This window comes from Methylocystis sp. H4A (assembly GCF_015709545.1).
Taxonomy (GTDB): Bacteria; Pseudomonadota; Alphaproteobacteria; order Rhizobiales; family Beijerinckiaceae; genus Methylocystis; species Methylocystis silviterrae.
Map to the genome: position 1 here is coordinate 381,924 of NZ_JADNQY010000027.1, position 22,767 is coordinate 404,690.

General features: G+C 64.2%; 20 protein-coding genes and 1 tRNA gene. 12 read left to right on the top strand and 9 right to left on the bottom strand.

Going from position 1 to position 22,767, the window contains the following annotated elements; all coding sequences use genetic code 11:
• The first annotated feature begins 8 nt into the window (after positions 1–8).
• The 5 genes from IYW40_RS16475 (at position 9) to hpnE (ending at position 4,571) form a co-directional block, all read left to right on the top strand.
• Positions 9–215 (top strand): ChaB family protein, encoded by a 207-nt coding sequence (locus IYW40_RS16475; RefSeq protein ID WP_196401371.1) that lies wholly within the window; start codon positions 9–11, stop codon positions 213–215.
• A gap of 82 nt (positions 216–297) precedes the next feature.
• Positions 298–1,515 carry a glycosyltransferase gene (locus tag IYW40_RS16480; RefSeq protein ID WP_196401372.1) on the top strand — a complete coding sequence of 406 codons (1,218 nt, stop codon included), beginning with the start codon at positions 298–300 and terminating at the stop codon, positions 1,513–1,515.
• 37 nt (positions 1,516–1,552) lie between these two features.
• Positions 1,553–2,455, top strand: a complete 903-nt coding sequence (gene hpnC, locus IYW40_RS16485) for a squalene synthase HpnC (RefSeq protein WP_196401373.1) — start codon at positions 1,553–1,555, stop codon at positions 2,453–2,455.
• Positions 2,452–3,327, top strand: a complete 876-nt coding sequence (hpnD, locus tag IYW40_RS16490) for a presqualene diphosphate synthase HpnD (RefSeq protein ID WP_196401374.1) — start codon at positions 2,452–2,454, stop codon at positions 3,325–3,327. Before hpnC ends, hpnD begins: the two co-directional genes overlap by 4 nt.
• Positions 3,324–4,571, top strand: a complete 1,248-nt coding sequence (gene hpnE / locus IYW40_RS16495) for a hydroxysqualene dehydroxylase HpnE (protein ID WP_196401375.1) — start codon at positions 3,324–3,326, stop codon at positions 4,569–4,571. Before hpnD ends, hpnE begins: the two co-directional genes overlap by 4 nt.
• A gap of 43 nt (positions 4,572–4,614) precedes the next feature.
• Here hpnE and IYW40_RS16500 read toward each other — a convergent pair whose 3' ends face one another.
• From IYW40_RS16500 to IYW40_RS16510, 3 genes are all read right to left on the bottom strand, one after another.
• Positions 4,615–6,051, bottom strand: coding sequence for an amino acid permease (locus tag IYW40_RS16500; RefSeq protein ID WP_196401436.1), 1,437 nt, complete (start codon positions 6,049–6,051; stop codon positions 4,615–4,617).
• A gap of 147 nt (positions 6,052–6,198) precedes the next feature.
• Complete coding sequence (gene smbP / locus IYW40_RS16505; RefSeq protein WP_246720853.1) at positions 6,199–6,654, bottom strand: small metal-binding protein SmbP; 456 nt, start codon at positions 6,652–6,654, stop codon at positions 6,199–6,201.
• Complete coding sequence (locus IYW40_RS16510; RefSeq protein WP_196401376.1) at positions 6,635–7,036, bottom strand: DUF3775 domain-containing protein; 402 nt, start codon at positions 7,034–7,036, stop codon at positions 6,635–6,637. The genes smbP and IYW40_RS16510 overlap by 20 nt, the downstream gene beginning before the upstream one ends.
• 125 nt (positions 7,037–7,161) lie before the next feature.
• Between IYW40_RS16510 and ald the strand changes: the two genes are divergently transcribed.
• Both ald and phaC read left to right on the top strand, forming a co-directional pair.
• Entirely contained in the window at positions 7,162–8,292 is a 1,131-nt protein-coding gene (gene ald / locus IYW40_RS16515; protein WP_196401377.1) for an alanine dehydrogenase, read from the top strand.
• Between the two features lie 247 nt (positions 8,293–8,539).
• Positions 8,540–10,552 carry a class I poly(R)-hydroxyalkanoic acid synthase gene (phaC, locus tag IYW40_RS16520; protein ID WP_196401378.1) on the top strand — a complete coding sequence of 671 codons (2,013 nt, stop codon included), beginning with the start codon at positions 8,540–8,542 and terminating at the stop codon, positions 10,550–10,552.
• Positions 10,553–10,682: 130 nt separating this feature from the next.
• Here phaC and IYW40_RS16525 read toward each other — a convergent pair whose 3' ends face one another.
• The 5 genes from IYW40_RS16525 to rdgB all read right to left on the bottom strand — a co-directional run bounded on the left by IYW40_RS16525 (position 10,683) and on the right by rdgB (position 15,067).
• Positions 10,683–11,777 carry a HupE/UreJ family protein gene (locus IYW40_RS16525; RefSeq protein ID WP_196401379.1) on the bottom strand — a complete coding sequence of 365 codons (1,095 nt, stop codon included), beginning with the start codon at positions 11,775–11,777 and terminating at the stop codon, positions 10,683–10,685.
• Positions 11,778–11,960: 183 nt separating this feature from the next.
• A tRNA-Tyr gene (locus IYW40_RS16530) sits at positions 11,961–12,045 on the bottom strand.
• A 190-nt stretch (positions 12,046–12,235) separates the two neighbouring features.
• On the bottom strand, positions 12,236–12,634 hold the full coding sequence (locus IYW40_RS16535) for a DUF779 domain-containing protein (protein WP_348644293.1): 399 nt from the start codon (positions 12,632–12,634) through the stop codon (positions 12,236–12,238).
• 167 nt (positions 12,635–12,801) lie between these two features.
• Positions 12,802–14,319 carry an aldehyde dehydrogenase gene (gene adh, locus IYW40_RS16540; protein ID WP_196401381.1) on the bottom strand — a complete coding sequence of 506 codons (1,518 nt, stop codon included), beginning with the start codon at positions 14,317–14,319 and terminating at the stop codon, positions 12,802–12,804.
• A gap of 118 nt (positions 14,320–14,437) precedes the next feature.
• Positions 14,438–15,067 (bottom strand): RdgB/HAM1 family non-canonical purine NTP pyrophosphatase, encoded by a 630-nt coding sequence (gene rdgB, locus IYW40_RS16545; protein ID WP_196401382.1) that lies wholly within the window; start codon positions 15,065–15,067, stop codon positions 14,438–14,440.
• Between the two features lie 282 nt (positions 15,068–15,349).
• Between rdgB and IYW40_RS16550 the strand changes: the two genes are divergently transcribed.
• Genes IYW40_RS16550 through IYW40_RS16560 form a run of 3 tightly spaced genes read left to right on the top strand, consistent with a single transcriptional unit; the run spans position 15,350 to position 17,644 of the window.
• Positions 15,350–16,852: a sigma-54 dependent transcriptional regulator gene (locus IYW40_RS16550; RefSeq protein WP_196401383.1), complete on the top strand. Its 1,503-nt coding sequence runs from the start codon at positions 15,350–15,352 to the stop codon at positions 16,850–16,852.
• 37 nt (positions 16,853–16,889) lie between these two features.
• A complete protein-coding gene (locus IYW40_RS16555) occupies positions 16,890–17,366 on the top strand; it encodes a glutathione peroxidase (protein ID WP_196401384.1) in 477 nt (158 codons plus the stop codon).
• Positions 17,363–17,644: a hypothetical protein gene (locus IYW40_RS16560; RefSeq protein ID WP_196401385.1), complete on the top strand. Its 282-nt coding sequence runs from the start codon at positions 17,363–17,365 to the stop codon at positions 17,642–17,644. The genes IYW40_RS16555 and IYW40_RS16560 overlap by 4 nt, the downstream gene beginning before the upstream one ends.
• Positions 17,645–17,878: 234 nt before the next feature.
• Here IYW40_RS16560 and IYW40_RS16565 read toward each other — a convergent pair whose 3' ends face one another.
• Positions 17,879–19,903, bottom strand: coding sequence for a carbohydrate porin (locus tag IYW40_RS16565; protein WP_348644299.1), 2,025 nt, complete (start codon positions 19,901–19,903; stop codon positions 17,879–17,881).
• Positions 19,904–20,286: 383 nt separating this feature from the next.
• Between IYW40_RS16565 and IYW40_RS16570 the strand changes: the two genes are divergently transcribed.
• Together IYW40_RS16570 and IYW40_RS16575 are read left to right on the top strand one after the other, a co-directional pair.
• Positions 20,287–21,747: a circularly permuted type 2 ATP-grasp protein gene (locus tag IYW40_RS16570; protein WP_175093307.1), complete on the top strand. Its 1,461-nt coding sequence runs from the start codon at positions 20,287–20,289 to the stop codon at positions 21,745–21,747.
• Between the two features lie 65 nt (positions 21,748–21,812).
• Positions 21,813–22,760: an alpha-E domain-containing protein gene (locus tag IYW40_RS16575; protein WP_196401387.1), complete on the top strand. Its 948-nt coding sequence runs from the start codon at positions 21,813–21,815 to the stop codon at positions 22,758–22,760.
• The last annotated feature ends 7 nt before the right edge of the window (positions 22,761–22,767 follow it).

The following is a 22,767-nucleotide window of genomic DNA, read 5'->3' on the forward strand; positions in this document are numbered from 1 at the left end:
TCCGTCGCATGCCCTACGACAGCAACGCCGACCTGCCCGAAAATCTCCGGCACATCCTTCCTGGGCACGCGCAGGACATCTATCGCGAAGCCTTCAACCACGCCTTCGACGCCCATCGCGGCGACCCGCGGCAGGAGGAGGCGGCGCACCGCATCGCCTGGGCCGCCGTGAAGCGAAGCTACATCAAGACCGAGGCCGGCTGGGTCAGCCGATAGGATAGGGGGAAGGCGCGCTGGCCTGCCTTGAGCGCGAGTGATAAAAAGTGGGTCTTCGTCGAATCCTTACCCCGATTCGCCCATGCTCGCGATTGTCATCTCCGCCCTCGGGCTGTTCGTTTGGCTCTATTTGATCGCGCTTCGCGGCGGGTTCTGGCGGCTGACCGAACATGACCGGAACCTGGGCGGTCACGCCGCGGTTCCGGCGACCCATGTCGTGGCGATCGTTCCGGCTCGAAACGAAGCCGACGTCATCGAACAAAGCCTGGCGTCGCTGTTCGCGCAACAGTTCCATGGCCGCTTCGACATTGTTCTGGTTGATGACGAGAGCGACGACGGCACCGCCGAGGCGGCGCGCCGCTGCGCGGCCGCCTGCGGCGCTTCGAGCCGCCTGACGATTCTCTCCTCGCGTGGACCCGATGCGGGCTGGACGGGAAAGCTCGCGGCGATGCAACGCGGGTTCGATCATGTGCGCAGCTTGCCGATCGACCCGGATTTCGTGCTGTTTTGCGACGCGGACATCGAATTTTCGCCGCATGTGCTCGCCCGCCTCGCTTCGGGTGCGACGGCGCGCGGCGCCGTTCTCACCTCGCTCATGGTCAAACTTCGTTGCGAAAGCGTCGCGGAGCGCTGGCTCGTCCCAGCGTTCATTTTCTACTTCCAGAAGCTTTATCCGTTCCGCCACATCAATGATCCGGATCACCCGGCGGCGGGCGCCGCGGGAGGGGTCATGCTGCTGCGTCCTGAGGCGCTCGCGACCGCTGGCGGCCTGCGGGCCATTCGCGGCGCGCTGATCGACGATTGCGCGCTCGGCGCGCTGATGAAGGCGCAGGGGCCGATCTGGCTGGGTCTGACCGAAGACGTCCACAGCCTGCGCGCCTATCCGCGCCTTGCCGATATCTCCCGAATGGTGGTGCGCTCGGCCTACGCGCAGCTCAGCTATTCCCCCTGGCGTCTCGCGGGCGCGCTCTTTGGCTTGGCGGCCGCCTATCTTGCGCCGCCCTATCTGGCGCTGTTCGGCGAATCGCCGGCGCGCGAGACGGCGCTCGTCTCATGGCTCCTGATGGCGCAGGCCTATATGCCGACGCTGCGCTTTTATGGCCTGTCGCGATGGCGCGCCTTTGCTTTGCCAGGCGTCGCGGCATGCTATACGTGGTTTACGGTTGAATCGGCTTGGCGGCACCTAAGCGGCCGCGGCGGCGAATGGAAAGGCCGCTATCAGGCGCCGCGCGCGCAAAAGGCGGCGCAGCGCTTCGAAACGCCCGGCGAGATCGAGGCGAACCGCCAAATCGAGGTTTAGGGCGCGCCAGCGCCGTGGAGCGGCAAGACGGCGTCATATGGATATTGCGCAGACGAGTTCGGGAAAGACCCATCGCGACGAGAATTTCCCCGTCGCCTCCTTTCTCATTGCGCCGCGGCACCGCGCGCCGATCCTCGCCTTCTATGATTTCGTTCGCGCCGCCGACGACATCGCCGACCACCCGACGCTTTCCGCGCAAGAGAAGCTGGATCTGCTGGACGCGCTTGACGCCGCCCTGATGGGACAAGCGAAAGAGGATGCGGAGGTGGCGCGTCGCCTGCGAGAAACATGCGAGGAGCGGCGCCTCGACCCGCAGCACGCGCGCGACCTGATCCTCGCTTTCAAGCGCGATGTCACGCAATTACGCTATCGCGACTGGGACGATCTCATCGATTACTGCCGCTATTCGGCCATGCCGGTCGGACGCTTTGTCTGCGATCTCCATGGCGAGAATCCCGGCCGGGTCTGGCCGGCCAATGACGCGCTCTGCGCGGCGCTGCAAATCATCAATCACCTGCAGGATTGCGGCAAGGATTACCGCAATCTCGACCGGGTCTATCTGCCGCAGGATGCGCTCGCGGCGCATGGCGCGACCGTCGAGATGCTGGGGCAAGAGTCGGCGCCGCCGCCGCTCCTGGCGACGATCCGCGACCTCAACGAAAAAACCGGGCGTCTGCTCGCGCAGTCGCGTCCCTTCGCCGATCTGATCGACGACGTGCGGCTTGCCATGGAGGTCGGCGCCATCCAGACATTGGCCGAACAGCTCGTTGCGCGCCTCGCGGTCGCCGACCCGCTTCGCGACAAGGTTCACGACGCCAAGTTCAGCTTTGCGCTAAAGGGGGCGGCGGGCGCGCTTGGCGCGCTTCTTCGCCGCATTTCGCGTCCACGCCGCGCAGATTCCGAGGCCCTTCCGAACGCGCGCCCAAGGACGCGCCAATGACCATGGACGCGCTTGCCGATTCCACGACGCTGCGCACGCGCGCCATCGCGACCAGAAGCTCCTTCTATCTCGCGATGCGCATCCTCGATCCACCGCGGCGCGATGCGATGTTCGCCATTTACGCCTTCTGCCGCGCCGTTGACGACATCGCCGACGACGAGGGCGATCGCGCCGCGCGCCGCGCCGCGCTCGACCAATGGCGCGACGACCTCGATGAGCTTTACGCCGGCCGCATCCGCGCGCGCGTGAGCTTTCTCTCTGAACCCGTCCGCCGCTTCCGACTCGAGCGCGCCGATTTCGAATCGGTGATCGAGGGCATGGCCATGGACGTCGAGGAGGATATTTGCGCGCCGGACTGGGAAAAGCTTGAGCTCTATTGCGACCGCGTCGCGAGCGCCGTGGGACGGCTGTCGGTGCGCGCGTTCGGTCTCGCGGAGGATGAGCCGGGCGCCGAATGCGATTTGCCGACGGGTCCGAAACTGCTCGCCTACCACCTCGGGCGCGCGTTGCAGCTCACCAACATCTTGCGCGATCTCGACGAGGACGCTGCGCGGGGGCGGCTCTATTTGCCCCGCCAGGCGCTTGAGTCCGCGGGGGTCATGAGCTTCGCGCCGCACGCCGTGCTGTCGCATCCTTCGCTCGAAGAGGTGTGCGCCCCGGTCCTCAGCCGCGCCCGCGAACATTACGACCAGGCGGATCTGGTGATGGCGGGCTTGCCCAAGCGCGCGGTGAAGGCGCCCTATCTCATGGCCGCCGGCTATCGTTCGATCCTCGACAGTCTCGCCGCTCGCGGCTTTTCGGCGCCGCGCGCGCCGGTGCGGGCGTCGCGTCTCAAGCTCGTGAGCGCCTTCCTGCGACACGCCTTCACGTGAGCGAAACGGTTCATGTCGTCGGCGCGGGCCTCGCGGGGCTCGCCTGCGCGCTGCGCCTTGCCGACGCCGGACGGCGCGTCGCGCTCTACGAAGCCGCGCGCATGGCGGGCGGACGCTGCCGCTCCTATTTCGACGTTTCGCTCGGCCTGACGATCGACAACGGCAATCATTTGCTGCTCTCAGGCAATCGGGCGGCGCGGGATTACGCCAAACGCATCGGCGCGAGCGACGCGCTCGTTGGTCCCAGCGAATGCGCCTTCGATTTTCTCGACGCGCGCACGGCTGAGCGCTGGACGCTGCGCCCGAACGCCTCGCGCATTCCCTGGTGGGTGTTTGTCGCCGACCGCCGCGTTCCCGGCACGGGGCCGCTCGACTATCTGGGCGCGGGAAAGCTTCTCTTCGCGAAGGACGGCGCGACCATCGGCGAAACCATGCGTTGCCGCGGCGCGCTGTGGGAGAAGCTTTGGCGCCCGGTTCTGCTCTCGGCGCTGAACACCGAACCTGAAGAGGCGTCCGCCACGCTCGCGGGCGCCGTGCTGCGCGAGACGCTCGCGGCGGGCGGCGACGCCTGCCGTCCCATGGTCGCCAAAGGCGGCCTCGGCGACGCCTTCATCGAGCCGGCGCTGCGCGCGCTTCGCGCCAAAGGCGTCGAGCCGCGCTTCGGCGCGCGTCTGCGCGACATCGCTTTCGAGGGGTCGCGCGCCGCTGCGCTGCGCTTTGGCGACGCGGAAGTGACGCTGGAAAAAGGCGACGCGGTGGTCCTCGCGACGCCGCCATGGATTGCGCAGGAGCTTCTCCCCGGTCTCGTCGCGCCCGACGATTTTCGCGCAATCCTCAATGCGCATTTCAAGATCGCGCCGCCGCCGGGCCAGCCACTGCTTCTCGGCATGATCGGCACGCTCACCGAATGGCTCTTCGCCTTCGACGATCGGCTCTCGGTAACGATCAGCGGCGCCGACCGGCTGATCGACGATTCGCGCGAAGCGCTTGCGGAAAAAATCTGGGCTGAGGTCTCCGCCGCGACGGGCCTGCCGGCGGCGCTGCCGCCCTGGCAAATCGTCAAGGAGAAGCGCGCCACCTTCGCCGCCACGCCGGCGCAGGAAAGGCGCCGGCCCGATGCGAAGTCGCGCTGGGACAATCTTTGGCTTGCCGGCGACTGGACGAATACGGGCCTGCCGGCGACGATCGAGGGCTCGATACGATCAGGGGATAGAGCGGCGGAGCTGGCGACGACGGCCAGTTGAATGTGACGCTTCGTGCATGGTGAGGAAGCGCGCTTGCGCCTCATCAATGCGAAATTTGCCGGGGATCTTTCGCCGCGTTGACGCCCTGCGCCAGTCGGCTGCGGCGGCGGCTGTAGAGAAAATAAATCGCGAGGCCGATCGCCATCCAGATCGCGAAGCGCTCCCAGGCCACCGCCGGCAGGCGCGACAACAGCCACAGCGAGAAGCCGATGCCGGCGAGCGGCGTGAAGGGGACGAAAGGCGCGCGAAAGCTGCGCGGCACGTCCGGGCGCGTGCGGCGCAGCACGATGATCGCCGAACAGATGACGACGAAGGCGGAGAGCGTGCCGATGTTCACAAGCTCCGCCACTTCCTTGATCGGGTAGAGCGCGGCGACGAGCGCGGTCAGCGCGCCGGCGATCAGCGTCGGCCGATAGGGCGTATGAAAGCGCGGATGCAGCCTCGCGAACCAGGCCGGGAGCAGTCCGTCGCGGCTCATGGCGAACCAGATGCGGGCGCAGGCGAGGAGAAAAGCCAGCATCACGCTGGCGATGCCCGCGACCGCCGCAAGCGACACGACGAAAGCGACCCAGGGCAGGCCGAGCGACGTGAAAGCGGTCGCGACCGGCGCCGGATTGTCGAGCGTGTCGTAGCGCACGACGCCGGTGAGCACGAGCGACATGGCGATATAGAGCGTCAGCGCCACGACGAGCGACAGAAGAACGGCGCGCGGCACGTCGCGCTGCGGCGCGCGGGCCTCTTCGGCCGCCGTCGTTAACGTGTCGTAGCCAAACACGGCGAAGAACACGACCGCCGCGCCCTGCGCTACGCCGGAAAAGCCGAAGGGCATGAAGGGCGTCCAGTTCTCGACGCGCACATAGGGGAGTCCCGCCACGATCACCAAGAGCGCCGCGGCGATTTTGACGACCACCATCGCCGTGTTGAAGCGCGCGCCGAGTTCAATGCGCAGCGTCAACAGGAAGGCGACGCCAAGCGCGCCGAGCGCGGCGAAAAGATCGACGACGCGGCCGGCGCCGGTTCCCGGCGCGCCGCTCGCCCATTCGGGAAGCGCGAGGCCGAATTGCGCGAGCAGCGCCTGCAAATAGGCCGACCAGCCGATCGCCACCACGGCGACGACCAGCGCATATTCGAGCAGAAGGTCCCAGCCGATGATCCAGGCGGCGAGTTCGCCAAGCACGGCGTAGGCATATGTGTAGGCGCTGCCGGCGACAGGAATCATGCCGGCGAATTCGGCATAAGAGAGCGCCGCCGCGGCGCTTGCGACGCCGGCGATCAGGAAGGAGAGGGCGACGCCAGGCCCCGCCTGGGTCGCCGCCACCACGCCGGTCAGCACGAAAATGCCGACGCCAATGAGGCCGCCAAGGCCAATGCCGGTGAGCTGCCAGACCCCGAGCACGCGACGGAATCCGCCCGGTCGGTCGGCTTCGGCTTGCAGCGATTCGATGGACTTGGCGCGCAGCAGGGAGGAGGAAAGCTTCATCAAAAAAGGCCCGTCGGCGGGCGTGTCCGCCACGACGTCCATAGGCGATCCAGGCGGCGCTGTCATGGCCGCCCGGCCATGCGCAGCCGCAAAAGAAAAGAGCGGCCCCAGTAAGGCCGCTCTCTCGTTTTGTCCGGGCGCCGCGGCCTATTTCTTCGCGGCCTCGAGATGAGTCAGCGCCTCTTCGGCGTGTTTCGTCGCGACGTCGGGGTGCTTCTGCTTGCCGTGGTCAATCGCCATTTCGAGATGCGAGATGCCCTGTTTGGTATGCTCGTTCGGCTTTTGCGCTTCGGCGGCCTTCGCGTGCTTCAAGCCTTCTTCCGCATGCATCGTCAGCGCCTCGGCCTTTCCCTGCTTGCCTTCGCTGATCGCCTGTTTGGTGTGGGTGATGGCTTCAGCCAGATGATCTTCGGCGTAGGCCAATCGGGGGGCGAAAAAGGCCGCGATGGATAGAGCCAGGGCCACAGCAAAAATCCTGCGATTCATGGGGGATCTCCTCGATGCTTCGCCGCATGACCGTAATATGGTCGCCTTCGCTCTGGTATCGAGGTCCTGTCCGGCATTCTCGACGTCGCGGGAGCCATCACTGCCGGTCGGCGGCAAAAAGCTCGCAACTCTCGCCGAATTCTGCGAGGCCGCCCTCAAGAAACGAGGCGAGAAGCGGAACGCCGAGCAAATAGGTCGATGTCGCGCCTTCGTGCCGGGCTCGCGCTTGCGCGAGAGCTTCGTCCCATTCGCTGGCGGCGAAGTCGCCGCGTCCCACCCACATCAGCGCGACGAGCTCGACCTGCTCGTCGATGTCCATGGCTTCGATAAAGGAGGAAACCTCGTCGCGAATCGTGGGGAACGCGTCCTCCGTCAACACGCTGACGAAACCGTCGTCCGTGGCGTTCGACGCGTCTGCGTCGATTCCCTCATCTTCGCTCTCAAGTTCACGGGCCTTGACGACGACGAAACAGACTTTGTCCGTATTGATGGTCGGCATTTCTTCCTCTCCGCAGTTCTGAAAACGCGCTTGACCTTCGCCCTTGTATTGAAAGGTCGCCCTTTGCATATATTCCCCGAAGGCGAGATTTTTACCCAAGTCGACGCCGTATTTTGGAGCCGGAAATGCGTGTCGGCGCGCCCAAAGAAACCAAAGACAACGAATATCGGGTGGGCCTGACGCCGTCGTCGGTCGCCGAACTCGCCCATGCGGGACATGAAGTCTTCATCGAGCGCGGCGCGGGCGAGGGCGCGGGGCTATCGGACTCGGATTACGCCGCCGCGGGCGCGACGCTCGTCGATGGTCCTGAAGCGCTCTTTGCCGCGGCGCAATTGATCGTCAAGGTGAAGGAGCCGCAGCGGCGCGAGATTGCTTACCTGCGGCCGGACCATGTGCTCTTCACTTATTTCCATCTCGCCGCGGACGCTGAACTCACGCGCGAACTCATGGCGAGCGGCGCGCATTGCATCGCTTATGAGACGGTCACGGCGCCGGGCGGCGGATTGCCGCTGCTCGCGCCGATGTCGGAAATCGCCGGCCGGCTCGCCCCGCAAATCGGCGCGCATTTTCTTGAAAAGCAGGCGGGCGGCCGCGGCGTTCTGCTTGCAGGCGCGCCGGGCGTGCCGCCAGCTGACGTTCTCGTTCTCGGCGCGGGCAGCGTCGGCGCCCAGGCGACGGCGATTGCGCTCGGCATGGGCGCAAGCGTGCTTGTCGCCGACCGCAACCCCGACGCGCTGCGGCGTCTCGAAACGCGTTTCGGTTTTGCGGCGCGCACCATTTATTCCACCCGCGCCGCGATCGCCGAATCGGTGAAGCGCGCCGATCTCGTCATCTGCGCGGCGCTCGCGCCAGGCGCCAAGGCGCCGATCCTGATCACGCGGGACATGCTGCCGACGATGAAGCGCGGCGCCGTGATCGTCGATGTCGCGATCGATCAGGGCGGCTGCTGCGAGACGTCACGGCCGACGAGCCATTCCGACCCGACCTATGTCGTTGACGGGGTCGTGCATTATTGCGTCACCAACATGCCCGGAGTCACGCCGCGCACGTCGACGTTCGCGCTCAACAACGCCACATTGCCTTTCGTGCTCGCGCTCGCCAACAAGGGCTGGCGTCGCGCCATCGAGGACGACCCGCATCTTCGCGCGGGGTTGGAAATTTCCGCCGGCCGCATTCTGTCGCCGCCCGTCGCCGCCGCGCATGGCCTGCCGCTGTCGCCGCAGCTCATGGCGCTGGACAGCGCCGGCGCCGCATAGCATCCTGCTGAATGACGTTATCTGTTCCGGTCCATGCGACTTTTTCGCACAACCCATGCTGGAGAGCGGTCGCTCCGGCGTGTGCTTCGGCATTGCATTGTAATAATTCGCGCTTATGTCGCCGGGGCGCACCGCTCGCGCCAGGCCGGCAGAGCTTTTCTCATCAGCGCGCAATTGTTAGACCAGAGCGACGCGGCCCTTGCGGAGCGGCGCGCCCCATCATTCGAAAAACAGACAGGTTTAGGGCATGAGCGCGAACCAGGACCAGGATCCCGCCGCCAACCGGAAACGAGGGGCCACGGCGGAAAAGGTCTCCGCGCTCGGCAAGTCCGAAACGCCGGTGAAGCCGTCCCACAAGGCCAAGAACAAGGCCAAGAAAAAGACTGCGGCGAAAAAGCCTTCCACGCCCAGTGTTTCGACGCAAAAGGCCGCGCCCGCGACGCCCAACGGCGCCGGAGCTCTCGCGCCGCTCGCCAATCTGGAGACATTCGCCCGGCTTGATATCGAAGCGATCGCCGACAACATGGCGCAGCTCGTGGACGAGGGCCGCAAGGCGCTGGCCGCGGCGATCGGCGGCGCCAATCCCGACGAAACGCGAAGCGAACTCGCCGCGAGCGTCGCCGACGCCACCAAGACTCTCGGCGCCGTCGCCGAATATTGGCTGTCGAAGCCCGACCGCGCCGCCGTCGCCCAGGCCGATCTTTACAGCGGGTTGAGCGAGATTTGGCGGCAGACGCTTCGCCGATACGGCGGCGAGAATGTCGCCCCAATTGTCCCCTCGGATCTCTCCGACAAGCGCTTCTCGGGGCCTGAATGGAACGAGAATCCGTTCTTCGACTGGCTGCGGCAATCCTATCTGCTCGCGTCGCGCTGGGCGGGCGACATGGTCGAGAGCGCCGAGGGTCTCGATCCGCAGACAAAGGCCAGGGCCGTCTTTTATACGCGGCTGATTTCGAGCGCGATCTCGCCTTCCAATTTCGTGCCGACCAATCCCGAGTTGTTGCGCGCCACGATGGACGCCAAGGGCGAGAATCTGGTTCGCGGCTTGAAAATGCTCGCGGAAGACATTTCCGCGGGCGGCGGCGTCCTGAAAATTCGCCAAAGCGCGGATCGGAAATTCGAACTCGGCGTCGATCTGGCGAATACGCCCGGCAAGGTGATCTGGCGCAATGACGTGATGGAGCTCATTCAATATGAGCCGACGACGTCGGAAGTTTATGCGCGGCCGCTGCTCATCACGCCGCCCTGGATCAACAAATTCTATGTGCTCGATCTCAACCCCGAGAAAAGTTTCGTGCGCTGGGCCGTCGAGCAGGGCTTCACGGTCTTCATCATCTCCTGGGTCAATCCCGACGAGACCAAGGCCACGAAGGGGTTCGAGGCCTATATGCACGAGGGCGTGCTGACCGCGCTCGACGTGATCGAGAAGGCGACGGGCGAACGTAAGGTCACGGTGGCGGGCTATTGCGTCGGCGGCACGCTGCTCGCGCTGACGCTCGCCTATATGGCTGCGACCGGCGACGATCGCATCGACAGCGTCACCTTCTTTGCGACGCAGGTCGATTTTTCGGACGCCGGCGATCTGCAGATTTTCGTCGACGAGGCGCGGCTCGCCGCGCTCGACGAAAGCATGGCGCGCACCGGCTATCTCGAAGGCTATAAGATGGCCAACGCGTTCAATATGCTGCGGCCGAACGAACTCATCTGGAATTATGTCGTCAACAATTACATGAAGGGGGTCGAGCCCGCCGCTTTCGATCTCTTGTATTGGAATTCCGATTCGACGCGCATTCCGCGGGCCAATCACTCCTTCTACCTGCGCAGCTGCTATCTCGAAAATCGTCTGGCCCGCGGCGAGATGGTCATCGACGGCGTTCGGCTCAATTTGCGTCAGGTGAAGGCGCCGGTCTTTGAGATTGCGACCAGGGAGGATCATATCGCGCCGGCGCAATCCGTGTTTCGCGGCGCGAGGTTTTTCGGCGGCGAGGTGACCTTCGTGCTCGGCGGCTCGGGCCATATCGCGGGGATCATCAACCCGCCCTCCAAAGACAAATATCAATATTGGACGGGCGGCCCCCCGAAGGGCGCTTTCGAGGACTGGATCAAGAAGGCAAAGGAAACCAAGGGCTCCTGGTGGCCGCACTGGCTGGCCTGGGTGACGGCGCAGGCGCCCGAGAAAGTCCCCGCGCGCCGGCCTGGCGGCGGCAAGCTCAAGATCATCTGCGACGCGCCCGGGGAATATGTGCGGGCAAAAAGCTAGGCGGCAGGTGGATCCAGCAGGGTCGCGGCGCGAAACGTGACGCCGCGGCCCACGCTTTAGCGCGCGCGCCGTCTCACCGTGTCCCTAGACGCAGCGAGCCCGCGACAACCGATGAGGTCATCCTAGAGCCTCATCCGGGAAGAACCCCGATTCGCTCAAAGAACCAGTAGACCCCCGCAATCGCAATCAGCGCCGAGGCCACGTAGACGAGCTTTTCGCTGCGCTTGCCGCCTGTCTGCTTGTCGATGAAGAACAGGATCGGCATGACCGCGAAGACGATGGCGATCTGGCCAAGTTCGACGCCGATGTTGAAAGCGGCGAGCGCCGGCACGACGCCGCCCTGCGGCACGCCCATTTCGGTCAACGCCGAGGCGAAGCCGAACCCATGGATGAAGCCGAATAAGAAAGTGTTGCGCCACCGGTTGTCGACATCGCGCGAGAAATAGTTCTCTACAGCGACGAAAACGATCGAAGCGGCGATCAGCGCTTCGACCAAGGTCGAGGGCAGCGTGAAGATATTAAGCGCCGCCAGCGACAGCGTGATCGAATGCGAAATGGTGAAGGCGGTGACGATCTTCACGACCGGCCAGATGCGGGTCGCCCACAGAATGAGCGCGAACAGGAAGCACAGATGATCGTAGCCGGTGACGATGTGTTCGACGCCGGCCTTGAGAAACTTCCACATCAGCTGTGCGGTGGTTTCCATCGGCTTTGACAGATCGAGCGGGGGATCGTCGGGGTAGAGCATGGTCTGGCCGGCGTTTTCGCTTCCCTCGAGCGTGACCAGATGCTTCCCCTTTGCGCCCTGCGCTGCGAGGAGCTTCGTCGCGTCATAGAAGAGCGTGCCGGTCGTTGCGCCGCAGTCGAAGCGCACGACGATCAGCGCGCTGTCCTGGTTGGTTGGGTCTTCGCCGGATTTTTCGACGTTGGCGATGCAGGCTCGGCCCGTCGCATCGCGCATCGCGACACGCTTTTGGACAAATTTGCCGATTTCCGCTTCGAGCGCGCCGGGCGCCGAGAGGTCGACGCTGGTCCGTTCGCCCATCGTGTCCTGAAACATGCGCTCAAGATCGGTGGCGAGAAAGCCGACCTCGACGGCATAGGTCCGATTGTCCTTGGGAAGGATTTTACCCGTGGAAATATCGGGCGTATGCGCCATGGCCGGAGCCGCGAGGCCGACGCAAAACAAGATTACGGCGGCGACTATCTTGAAAACCCCGGTCATACGCGCTCCCCCTGTCGTGGCCGCGCAACATGCCAAACGCCGCTGCGCTGGACAAGACAGCGGAAGCGGGAGCGTTCCGCCGGCGGGGCCCCCGCGCCCGCCATGCGTAGGCTTCGCGCCGCGCAGCCGTTGCGGCCGGGAAGCGCCGGGCCGGCGCTCGCGTGAGATTCTGAGCTTTTGAATTGGTGGGGGAAGTAGGACTCGAACCTACGAAGGCTTAGCCAGCGGATTTACAGTCCGCCCCCTTTGCCGCTCGGGACATTCCCCCATCGTCTCGCAAAGAGACGGCGACCGCGATGAGGCGGCCGATGCAGCGGCATATGCGGCCCCTGCGGCGAAGTGTCAACCTTAAACTCCCCGGCAGGCTGGGGGGACGCTGAGCCCGCTCGAGCGCCGCCATTCGCCATCCATTGGGACGCAAGAACTCGAGCAGAGGCATCGCGCTGCGAACGCAGCGCTCAAGCTGGCGAATCGGCGGCCGGCGTCGCGGACGCCAGATGCGCCAGCTCGGCGTCGGAAAAAAGCCGCGAACGCGTCAGGAACCGCAGCCCCGTGCCATTGTCGAGCGAGAACATGCCGCCTTGGCCCGGCACGACGTCGATGACGAGCTGCGTGTGCTTCCAATAATCGAATTGCGCCGCGCCGATGTAGAAGGGGGCGCCGCCGATCTCGCCGAGCAGGACGTCGCCGTCGCCGACGAGGAAATCGCCTTGCGGATAGCACATTGGCGCCGAGCCATCGCAGCAGCCGCCCGACTGGTGGAAGAGGACGGCGCCATGTACGCCGCGCAGCCGCGCGATGAGATCAAGCGCCGCGGGCGTGGCGATGACTCTCGCCAGTTTGATTGTCGTGGTCACTACCCCCTCCCTGTCCCTCCCTCCGCTTCGCAAACCGGGTGTTCCCGGTTTGCGCATTTACCCTTCGTATGGGAGAGGGGACGCTAGCGATCGGCGTTCCGCGCTTCTCCGGTGAAGGGCGAGTTTCGCTCCCTCTCCCGCGAAGCGGGGGAGGGCTGGGGTGGGGGCTAAAAGAAGCCCAGCTTCTTTTCGCTGTAGCTCACCAGCATGTTCTTCGTCTGCTGATAGTGATCGAGCATCATCCTGTGATTCTCGCGGCCGATGCCCGACTGTTTGTAGCCGCCAAAAGCGGCGTGCGCCGGATAGGCGTGGTAGCAGTTCACCCAGACGCGCCCCGCCTGAATGGCGCGGCCGAAGCGATAGCAGCGGTTGGCCTCGCGGCTCCACACGCCCGCGCCAAGGCCGTAGAGCGTATCATTGGCGATGGCCAAGGCCTCGTCGTCGTCCTTGAAGGTCGTCACCGACACGACGGGACCGAAAATCTCCTCCTGGAACACGCGCATCCGATTATGGCCCTCGAGCACGGTCGGCTTCACATAGAAGCCGCCGGCGAGTTCGCCCGTGAGCGCGTTGCGCTCGCCGCCGGCGAGCACCTTCGCGCCCTCCTGTTTGCCGATGTCGATATAGCTCAGGATCTTTTCGAGCTGCTCGGACGAGGCCTGCGCGCCGATCATGGTTTCAGGGTCGAGCGGATTGCCCTGCTTGATCTCGCCGACGCGTTTCAACGCGCGTTCCATGAAGCGGTCGTAGATTTTCTCATGCACAAGCGCGCGGCTCGGACAGGTGCAGACCTCGCCCTGATTGAGCGCGAACATGACGAAGCCCTCGATCGCCTTGTCGAAATAGTCGTCGTCCTCGCGGGCGACGTCCTCGAAGAAGATGTTGGGCGACTTGCCGCCAAGCTCCAGCGTTACCGGAATGAGGTTCTGGCTGGCGTATTGCATGATGAGCCGGCCGGTCGTCGTCTCGCCGGTAAAGGCGATCTTGGCGATGCGGTTCGACGAGGCGAGCGGTTTGCCGGCCTCGAGCCCAAAGCCGTTGACGATGTTGAGCACGCCCTTGGGAAGAAGCTCCCCGACGAGCTCCGCCCAGACGAGAATGCTTGCGGGCGTCTGCTCGGCGGGCTTGATGACGACGCAATTGCCGGCGGCGAGCGCCGGCGCAAGCTTCCAAACGGCCATCAGAATCGGGAAGTTCCAGGGGATGATCTGGCCGACGACGCCGAGCGGCTCATGGAAATGATACGCGATGGTGTCGTGGTCGATTTCCGAAATGCCGCCTTCCTGGGCGCGAATGGCGCCGGCGAAATAGCGGAAGTGATCAATCGCGAGCGGAATGTCGGCGGCGCTCGTCTCGCGGATCGGCTTGCCATTGTCCCAGGTTTCGGCGGCGGCGAGGAGACCGAGATTGGCCTCCATCACGTCGGCGATGCGGTTGAGAATGATGGCGCGTTCCGTCGGGCTCGTCTTGCCCCAGGCGTCTTTCGTGGCATGGGCGGCGTCGAGCGCGGCTTCGACGTCGTCCTTGTCGGAACGGGCGATTTCGCAAACCTTCTGGCCGGTGATCGGCGAGACATTGTCGAAGACGCGGCCGGATTTCGCGTCCACCCATGCGCCGTTGATGAAATTGCCGTAGCGGGCCTTGAACGGCGGTGTGAGCGCGGCGAAAGTTTCATGCTTGGTCATGGGGCGTTCCTCGCGTTTCCGCAGCGGCGGCTTTTTCTTTGAGAAGGTAGTTGGAGCGCGGCGTTACGCCAAGTGCCTGAAGCCAAGTGCCTGACGCCAAGCGCCCGAGCCGGTTGTCTTAGTCGAGACACGCCTTCGCCAGCGCCTGAAACGCCCGGGCGCGATGCGACAGCGCCTGCGAGCCGTCGCCGGGGAGCGCATGTTTTTCCGCCGACATCATCTCGCCGAAGGTCTTGTCGAGCCCGTCGGGCCGAAAGATCGGATCATAGCCAAAGCCCTTCTCGCCCTTGGGCGGAAAGACCAGAACGCCGTCCACGCGGCCCTCGAACTGCTCGATATGGCCGTCCGGCCAGACGACGGCGAGCGCGCAGGCGAAATGCGCGCGATAGGGCGGCTTGGCGCCGCGCGCCTCAAGCTCGCGCTCGACGCGGGCGCAGGCGGCCTTGAAGTCGCGGTCCTCCCCCGCCCAGCGCGCCGAATAGACGCCGGGGGCGTCATCGAGCGCCGCGACGCAAAGACCGGAATCGTCGGCAAAGGCGGGTAATCCGGACGCCGTCGCGGCAGCGCGCGCCTTTAGGAGCGCGTTGCCGGCGAAGGTCGGTTCGGTCTCCTCGGGCTCCTCGAGGCCGAGTTCTCCCGCGGAAACCGCCTCGACGCCATGCGGCTCGAGCAATTGCCTGAGTTCCCAAAGCTTCCCGGGATTGTGCGTGGCGATGACGAGCTTGCCGGCGATTTTGCGCGGATCCATCAGATTTCCTCCCGCCGCGCGGCTCCTGGCGCGCCGGCGGGGGCGTCGCCATGGCGCTGATATCTCCATAACTTGCAGCGGTTCGCCGTCAAATCGCCAGGATCGCCCTCTGGGGGTCTTGGTCGAAGGGTCGGAAGGCGCTACAAAGTTTTGTCTTGGCGCGGTTAACCCCGCCTTTACTATGCTTGGCAACGATTGAGGAGCCGCCGAGACGGTTCCGGGACGCGCCAAGCCTGACGCGGCGACTTCGCCGCTCGATTATCCCGGAATGCAAGGGACGAAATGACCTCGACCATTCTCATTGCAGACGACGATCCCGTTCAACGTCGTCTGCTGGAAGCTATGACGCGGCGATTTGGTTACGAGACCGAGACCGTCGAAAGCGGCGAACAGGCGATTGCGCGGCTGACGCAGCCCGGCGCCAAGGCCATAGCGCTGCTCATTTTGGACCTCGTCATGCCTGACCTCGACGGCATGGGCGTGCTCACCCGGATGCGCGACATGAAACTCGCGACCCCGGTGATCGTGCAGACCGCGCATGGGTCGATCGAGGCCGTCATTTCCGCGATGCGCGCCGGCGCCCATGACTTTGTGGTCAAGCCGGTCGGCGCCGAACGCCTGCAAATTTCCATCAAGAACGCGCTCTCCGCCGATGCGCTCGCCGACGAAGTGCGCCGCATCAGCCGCCGGGCGCAGGGCGCGCTGACATTCAAGGACCTCGTCTCGCGCAGCGACGACATGGCGCGCGTCATCCGGCTCGGCCAGCGCGCGGCGCATTCCTCCATTCCGGTGCTTCTCGAAGGCGAGTCGGGCGTCGGCAAGGAGATCGTGGCGCGCGCCATCCAGGGCGCGTCGGATCGCAAAGGCAAACCCTTCGTCACCGTCAACTGCGGCGCGCTGCCGGCCAATCTCGTCGAATCGATTCTCTTCGGCCATGAGAGGGGTGCCTTCACCGGCGCCACCGAGAAGCACAGCGGCAAATTCGTTGAGGCGAACGGGGGGACGCTGTTTCTGGACGAGATCGGCGAATTGCCCCTCGATATTCAGGTGAAGCTGCTGCGCGCGCTGCAGGAAGGCGAAATCGATCCCGTCGGCGCGAAGCGCGCGATCCGGGTCGATATTCGACTGATCTCGGCGACCAATCAAAATCTCATCGATCTCGTCAAACGCGGGCTGTTTCGCGAGGACCTTTTCTATCGGCTCAACGTCTTCCCGATCAACATTCCGCCGCTGCGCGGTCGCCGCGAGGACGTCGCCGATCTCGCCAGGCGGTTTGCGGCGCGCTTCGCCGCCGAGGAAGGCCGCAATATCCGCCGCGTGACGTCGGAAGCGTTGTCGCTGCTGACGAGCTACGACTGGCCGGGCAACGTCCGCCAATTGGAGAACGCCGTCTTTCGCGCCGTCGTGCTCGCCGACGGCGACGAGCTGACGGTCGCCGAATTTCCGCAAATCGCCGCCCATGTCCATGGCTATGAAGTGCGCGTGCCGCCCGCGCCTGCGCCGGGCGCCCCCGCGACTGCGCCGCGCGAACGCGAGATCATTCGCGTCGAAATCCGCGATCCGAATGCGATGTCGCTGATTGGATCGAACGGCGAAATGCGCACGCTCGAGGACATCGAGACCGCCACGATCCGCTTCGCCTTGACGCACTACCGCGGCCAGATGTCGGAAATTGCGCGGCGACTTGGAATTGGTCGCTCGACGCTCTATCGGAAGATGAAGGAATACGGCTTGGAGGAAGCATCGGAAAGCGACTCCGAGCCTTCGGGAACGCTGGTCGCGTAATCCGGGACCGCAAACTTCCTTTCATTGCGAGGGTTTCATGACGCTGTTCGACATCGAAGCGACAACGATCGACGGCCAGCCGAGGAAGCTTGCCGACTACGCTGGCAAAGTCATGCTGGTCGTCAATGTCGCGAGCCGGTGCGGCATCACGCCGCAATACGCCGGGCTCGAAGCGCTTTACCGCAAATTCGCCGATCGGGAATTTGTCGTCTTGGGCTTTCCCTGCAATCAGTTTGGCGCGCAGGAGCCGGGCTCCGAGAAGGAGATCGCGTCCTTCTGTTCGGCGAATTACGACGTCACCTTTCCACTGTTCGGCAAGGTCGACGTCAATGGCGAGACCGCGCATCCGCTCTATCGCCTGCTCAAGCGCGAGGCGCCGGGAATTCTCGGATCCGAAGCGATCAAATGGAACTTCACGAAATTTCTCATCGACCGCGAGGGGCATGTCGTGAAGCGTTACGCGCCGACCGACACGCCCGAGCAGATCGCGAAGGATGTGGAGGCGCTGCTGTGACCGCCATTGACGCGCGCATGATCGAAGACGGCGATCCGCTCGTCTTCGACGTGACGGTGCGCGATCAGGGAAGCGAAACACAGCATCGCGTCACGCTCTCGCGAAAGGATCTACTGCGGCTCGGCGGCGGCGCCGATGCGCAAAGATTTATAGACGCCGCCTTCCGCTTTCTTCTCGACCGCGAAGCAAAGGAGAGCATTCTCGCGCGCTTCGACATGAGCGTCGTCGCTGGCTATTTCCCGGAGTTCGAGCAAAAGCTGCCGGAATATCTTGCTTGAAGCGTCATGCGGATTCCGGCTGATCCGTTCGCTTGGGCCGTGTCATTCGGCAGGCCGAAGGCCTGACCGGGAATCCAGAGCCGATCCAGAAACTGGTCTTGCTCTGGATTCCCGATCGCGCGCTACGCGCGCGTCGGGAATGACAGCCAAGCCGTTCGAAGGGATTTCATATCGCAGGGGTTCCGGTCGCACTGTTCGCTGGGTCGAGATCGTCATTGCGAGCGAAGCGAATTCTCAGAACGCCGCGCGCAAACGCAGGCCGAAGACATTGACCGGACCGCGCGCGCTGTTATGCGCGGGATTGACCAGCAGCTGATAATCGAGGGTCGCATCGATATTCTTGCCGAAGCCGATCTTGTAATAGGCCTCCATATTCTTCTCGCCGGCGTAGGAGAGCGCGCCGTCGCCGATGTAGACGCTGGTTCCGCCAAGTTCGAAGTAGCGCACGCGTGAACCATGTAGTCCGCTGAAGGCGCCGGCGACGCCGATCTCATCGTCGTCGCATCCCCAGAGCGCGCCGCCGGCGACGAAGCCGAATGCGACGGAGCGGTCGATATCCGTGTAATCGACCGTCTCATAGCGCCCGTCGGCCATGCTGGCGCGCAGGAAAAACCCAAGATGCGGCGCAAGCTGCTGCCTGACGTTTATCCCGCCGCCGGTTTTCACGGCGCGCCCTCGGGCGGTGTCGAGTCGCGGCGGGAAATCGCCGGCGAGATAGGCGTAACGGATGACGTCATCGATTTTGCTCAGATAGCCGTTGTCGCCATAGACGAGAAATTTGATCGCGCCGGGCTGACTGAAAAGATCATATCGCGCCTCGAATTCCGCGACGCCCATGAATTGTCGAAACAGTTGCGGCTCGATGTCGAGGCCGTTTGGGATCGTCGAGAGCTGAAACACGCCGCCGCGCGCCGTCCACCAGTCCTGCTTCCACTCTGCCGCGAGGCCGTAGGTGTAACCCCAGGCGTCGGCCGCGTAGTCAAAGGCGCCCAACGTGTTGAACGCGAAGTTGAGAAAGCCGGTCGTGGGATCGTGCGCGTAAACATTGTCGTCGAACACGTCGCCGACCGCGAATTTTCCAAGCGTGAGGACGATACGATTCTTGTCGACCTTGCCCGAGATCTGGTTTTGCGTCGATTCCAGCACTTCGCTCCGGGCGCCGACATCAGGGTCTCTCTGCCGCTCGCCGCCATTCAATCCGATGATCTGGCGCAGGAAGTAACGCTGGAAGCGCATATAGGGAGCCGCGCGGCCGACCTTGGCGACCGCGGCGTTGACGTAAGACGCCGCGCCGACCGAATTGGCGAGCCCATAGCCGGCGTCGATCTCGGGGTTGAGGTAGACGGCGCCGCCCTCCCACAGGCGCAGGCCAAGGAAAAGATTGGTGGTGGAGCCGACATTGGCCTTGCCACCGGAAGGAAAGCTGTTGGGTCCGTCATAGAGCGCGCGAAACCGCGGATAGGCCTGGACGACATTCGTCGTCTGCGCATGCACGCTGTAGCGTTCAGGGGCGTCCGGATCGTCCGCGTTCCCGCCATTGCCCGAATTCTGGCCGTTATGTGCGTGCTGGCCGTAGTGCAACTCGCCAGAAATCTCGCTCTTTGCGCCGAAATGATAGTTCAGACCGAATCGCAGCAGATGGTTCTCATTGCGCATGCGCGACACATAGGAATAGCCGGCGCCATTGTCGAAGACCTGAGTGTTCAGCGACTGATTGAGGAAGAGATATTCGGCGCGCGCCGACCAATTGTCGGCGAAGGCGTATTCGAAGCCGGCGCCGATCGCATATTTCATCCGCGACGACTGTGACCAGGGCGCAGAGAAAATGGCGTCGGGTCCTCCGGAGCCGAGCGTCAGCGTCGCCGGGCCGCGCGCCCCGCCGGCCGCGACGCCGCCCGTCAGATAGAAGAGCGAGCGGTCCCATGCGTAGCCGACCCGCCCGCGAATGCTCGCGAAGAAATTGGCGCTCGAATTGGCGGAGAGCGCGTACGCCGGAAGGCCGGGAACAAAGGCCGGCGAGGCGGGGAAAAGCCCCTGCGGGCCGCGCCTGCCGTCGAGAAGGCTGAGATCGGTTTCGAAACCCCAGACGAAGGGGCCACGCTGCCAATTATATCCGACCTGCACGCCGATGGTGACGCCTGGGCGCGTCACGCCACTCGGATAAAGATCGAAGACGGGCGCGCCGAAGCCGCTCGCCGCCTGCAGCCGCTCGCCGGCGTGCAGAGGAACGGCGCCGCCGAGGCTCGCGCCCATATACATGCCGACCCAGCTGAAGACCGGCGGCCGGTCTTCGCAGCGCACCACGTTCGCGTTCAGTGCGCAAAGTGCAAGACTAAGAGCGACGACAAAAGACAGGCGCGCGGCGGCGCTCGTCGGCGCTCCATGTCGAGGGACGGCGACGCTCGAAGTCGGGCAGGATCGAGGCCTCTGCATGCGCGCTTAAGAACCTTGCCGACTTCGTCTCCGTTGGATAGCGATAAGGCTGCGCCAGAACCAAGCGCAGCGCGAATCATCCTTTGCCAAATAGTAAAACTCTGTGACAGATTTTCGCAGCGACTATTGGCGCAGTCCTTGCTTTGAACTGTAAAAAAGGCCGCCAGCCGCGGAAAACAAAGGCGGGCCGCCAAGAGGGAGTTCTTGCAATGGACTCACGCATAACGCAGTTCGATGAACTGGCTGGAGCGGACGGCCGCACCCGCGCCCCTTATCGCAAGCTCTCGCAATGGCTCGCGGAAACTCCGCCCGAACTCCTGGCCTCGCGGCGCGAGCAGGCGGAGCTGCTTTTTCGTCGCATCGGCATCACCTTCGCGGTCTATGGCGCGCAGGAGGCCACCGAGCGGCTCATTCCCTTCGATATCCTGCCGCGCATACTCGCGCGCAGCGAATGGACGACGCTTGAAAAAGGTCTGATCCAGCGCGTCACCGCGCTCAACGCGTTTCTTGCCGACATCTATGGCGCCGGCGAGATCTTGAGGGCTGGAATCGTTCCTGCCGATCTCGTCTATCGCAACCCCGCCTATTGCCCCGATATGGCGGGCCGGCGCGTGCCCTACGATATTTACGTGCATATCGCTGGCGTCGACATCGTGCGCACCGACGATCAGGGCTTCTTCGTTCTCGAGGACAATGCGCGGACGCCGTCTGGCGTCTCCTATATGCTCGAGAACCGCGAAGTGATGATGCGGCTTTTCCCGGAGCTCTTCGCGCTGCATCGCGTCGCGCCGATCGAAAACTATCCCGATGAGCTGCTTGCGACCTTGCGCTCGGTCGCGCCGCCGCGCGCCAACGGCGATCCGACGATCGTCCTGATGACGCCCGGCCAGTACAATTCGGCCTTCTACGAACACTCGTTTCTCGCCGATAAGCTCGGCGTCGAGCTTGTCGAGGGGCGCGATCTCTTCGTTCGCGACGACGTCGTCTACATGCGCACGACCGAGGGCCCGCGCCGCGTCGACGTCATCTATCGGCGCATTGACGACGACTTCCTCGACCCGCTGTGCTTCCGGCCGGATTCGGCGCTCGGCGTCGCTGGGCTGATGGGCGCCTATCATGCAGGCAATGTGACGCTGGCGAATGCAGTGGGCGCCGGCGCCGCCGACGACAAGGCGATGTACACCTATATGCCTGACATTATTCGGTTTTATCTAGGCGAAGCGCCGCTCCTGCAGAATGTTCCGACCTTTCGCTGCCGCGAAACCGAAGCGCTGACCTACGTGCTCGACCATCTCGATGAACTCGTCGTCAAGGAAGTCAACGGCTCCGGCGGCTACGGCATGCTCGTGGGACCGCATGCGGCCAAGGCGCAAATCGAGGAGTTTCGCGCCAAGCTTAAGGCGCATCCGGAGAATTTCATCGCGCAGCCGACGCTGGCGCTCTCGACATGCCCGATCGCCATGGCGACCGGCGTCGCCCCGCGCCACGTCGATCTGCGGCCCTTCGTGCTGCAGGGGGCCAATGGCGCCCGCGTCGTGCCGGGCGGTCTGACCCGGGTCGCGATGACGGAGAAGTCGCTCGTCGTGAATTCGAGCCAGGGCGGCGGCACCAAGGACACCTGGGTGATCGACGACGCGTGGGTCGCCGAGGAGCCGATGGGGCAAGCGTGATAAGACGCTCGCATACGCCGCAACGACCACCGATGATCGCCAACGACTCATAAACGGACGTGCTGATGCTTTCCCGCACCGCCGACAATCTGTACTGGCTCGCCCGCTATATGGAGCGCGCCGACTTTCTGGCGCGCGCCATTCAGGCGTCGCGACGCCTCGCCGCGCTGCCGAAGGCCTATGGCGGCGAAGAAACCGAGTGGGAAAGCGTGCTGCTGTCGTCGGGCGCGGCGCTGACGTTCGACGCCTCCGGACGTCCCGTCGATGAAGCCAATGTCATCGAGTTTCTCACCTTCGCGCCGGAAAATCCGGGATCGATCCGCAACTGCCTGGAGCAGGCGCGCGCCAACGCCCGCGCCGTGCGCACGGCGTTGACCATCGAAATGTGGGAGTCGATCAACGACGCCTATCTTGAAATGCGCGCGCTGGAATCGCGCGGCGTCGTCCCTTGCGCGCAGGAGCTTGCGCGCTTTCTCGAGGTCATCAAGCAGACGTCGCTGACCTATGACGGCGGCGCCTATCGCACCATGCTGCGCAACGACGCCTATTGGTTCTCGCGCGTCGGGCTTTTTATCGAACGCGCCGACAACACGGCGCGTCTGCTCGACGTCAAATATCATGTGCTGCTGCCCGAGAAGGAGATCGTCGGCGGTTCGCTCGACTATTTCCAATGGTCGGCCATTCTGCGCGCCGTATCGGCGCATACCGCCTATCACTGGGTCTATCGTACGAGCATGAAGCCTTGGCTCGTCGCCGATCTGTTGATCCTCAAACCGGAGATGCCGCGCTCGCTGATTTCCTGCTATGAGTCGATCGTGCGCAATCTCGACAATCTTGCCCGCGCCCACGGGCGCCAGGGTGTGTCGCAGCGTCACGCCCGCGGCGTCTATGGCAAGCTCGAAAAGCTGAATATGGAGAGCGTGTTCCAGGGCGGGCTGCACGAATTCGTGCAGTCCTTCATCACTGAAAACAACCGACTGGCCGCGCTCATTTCCGAGCAATATCTCTTCTGAGCGAAAT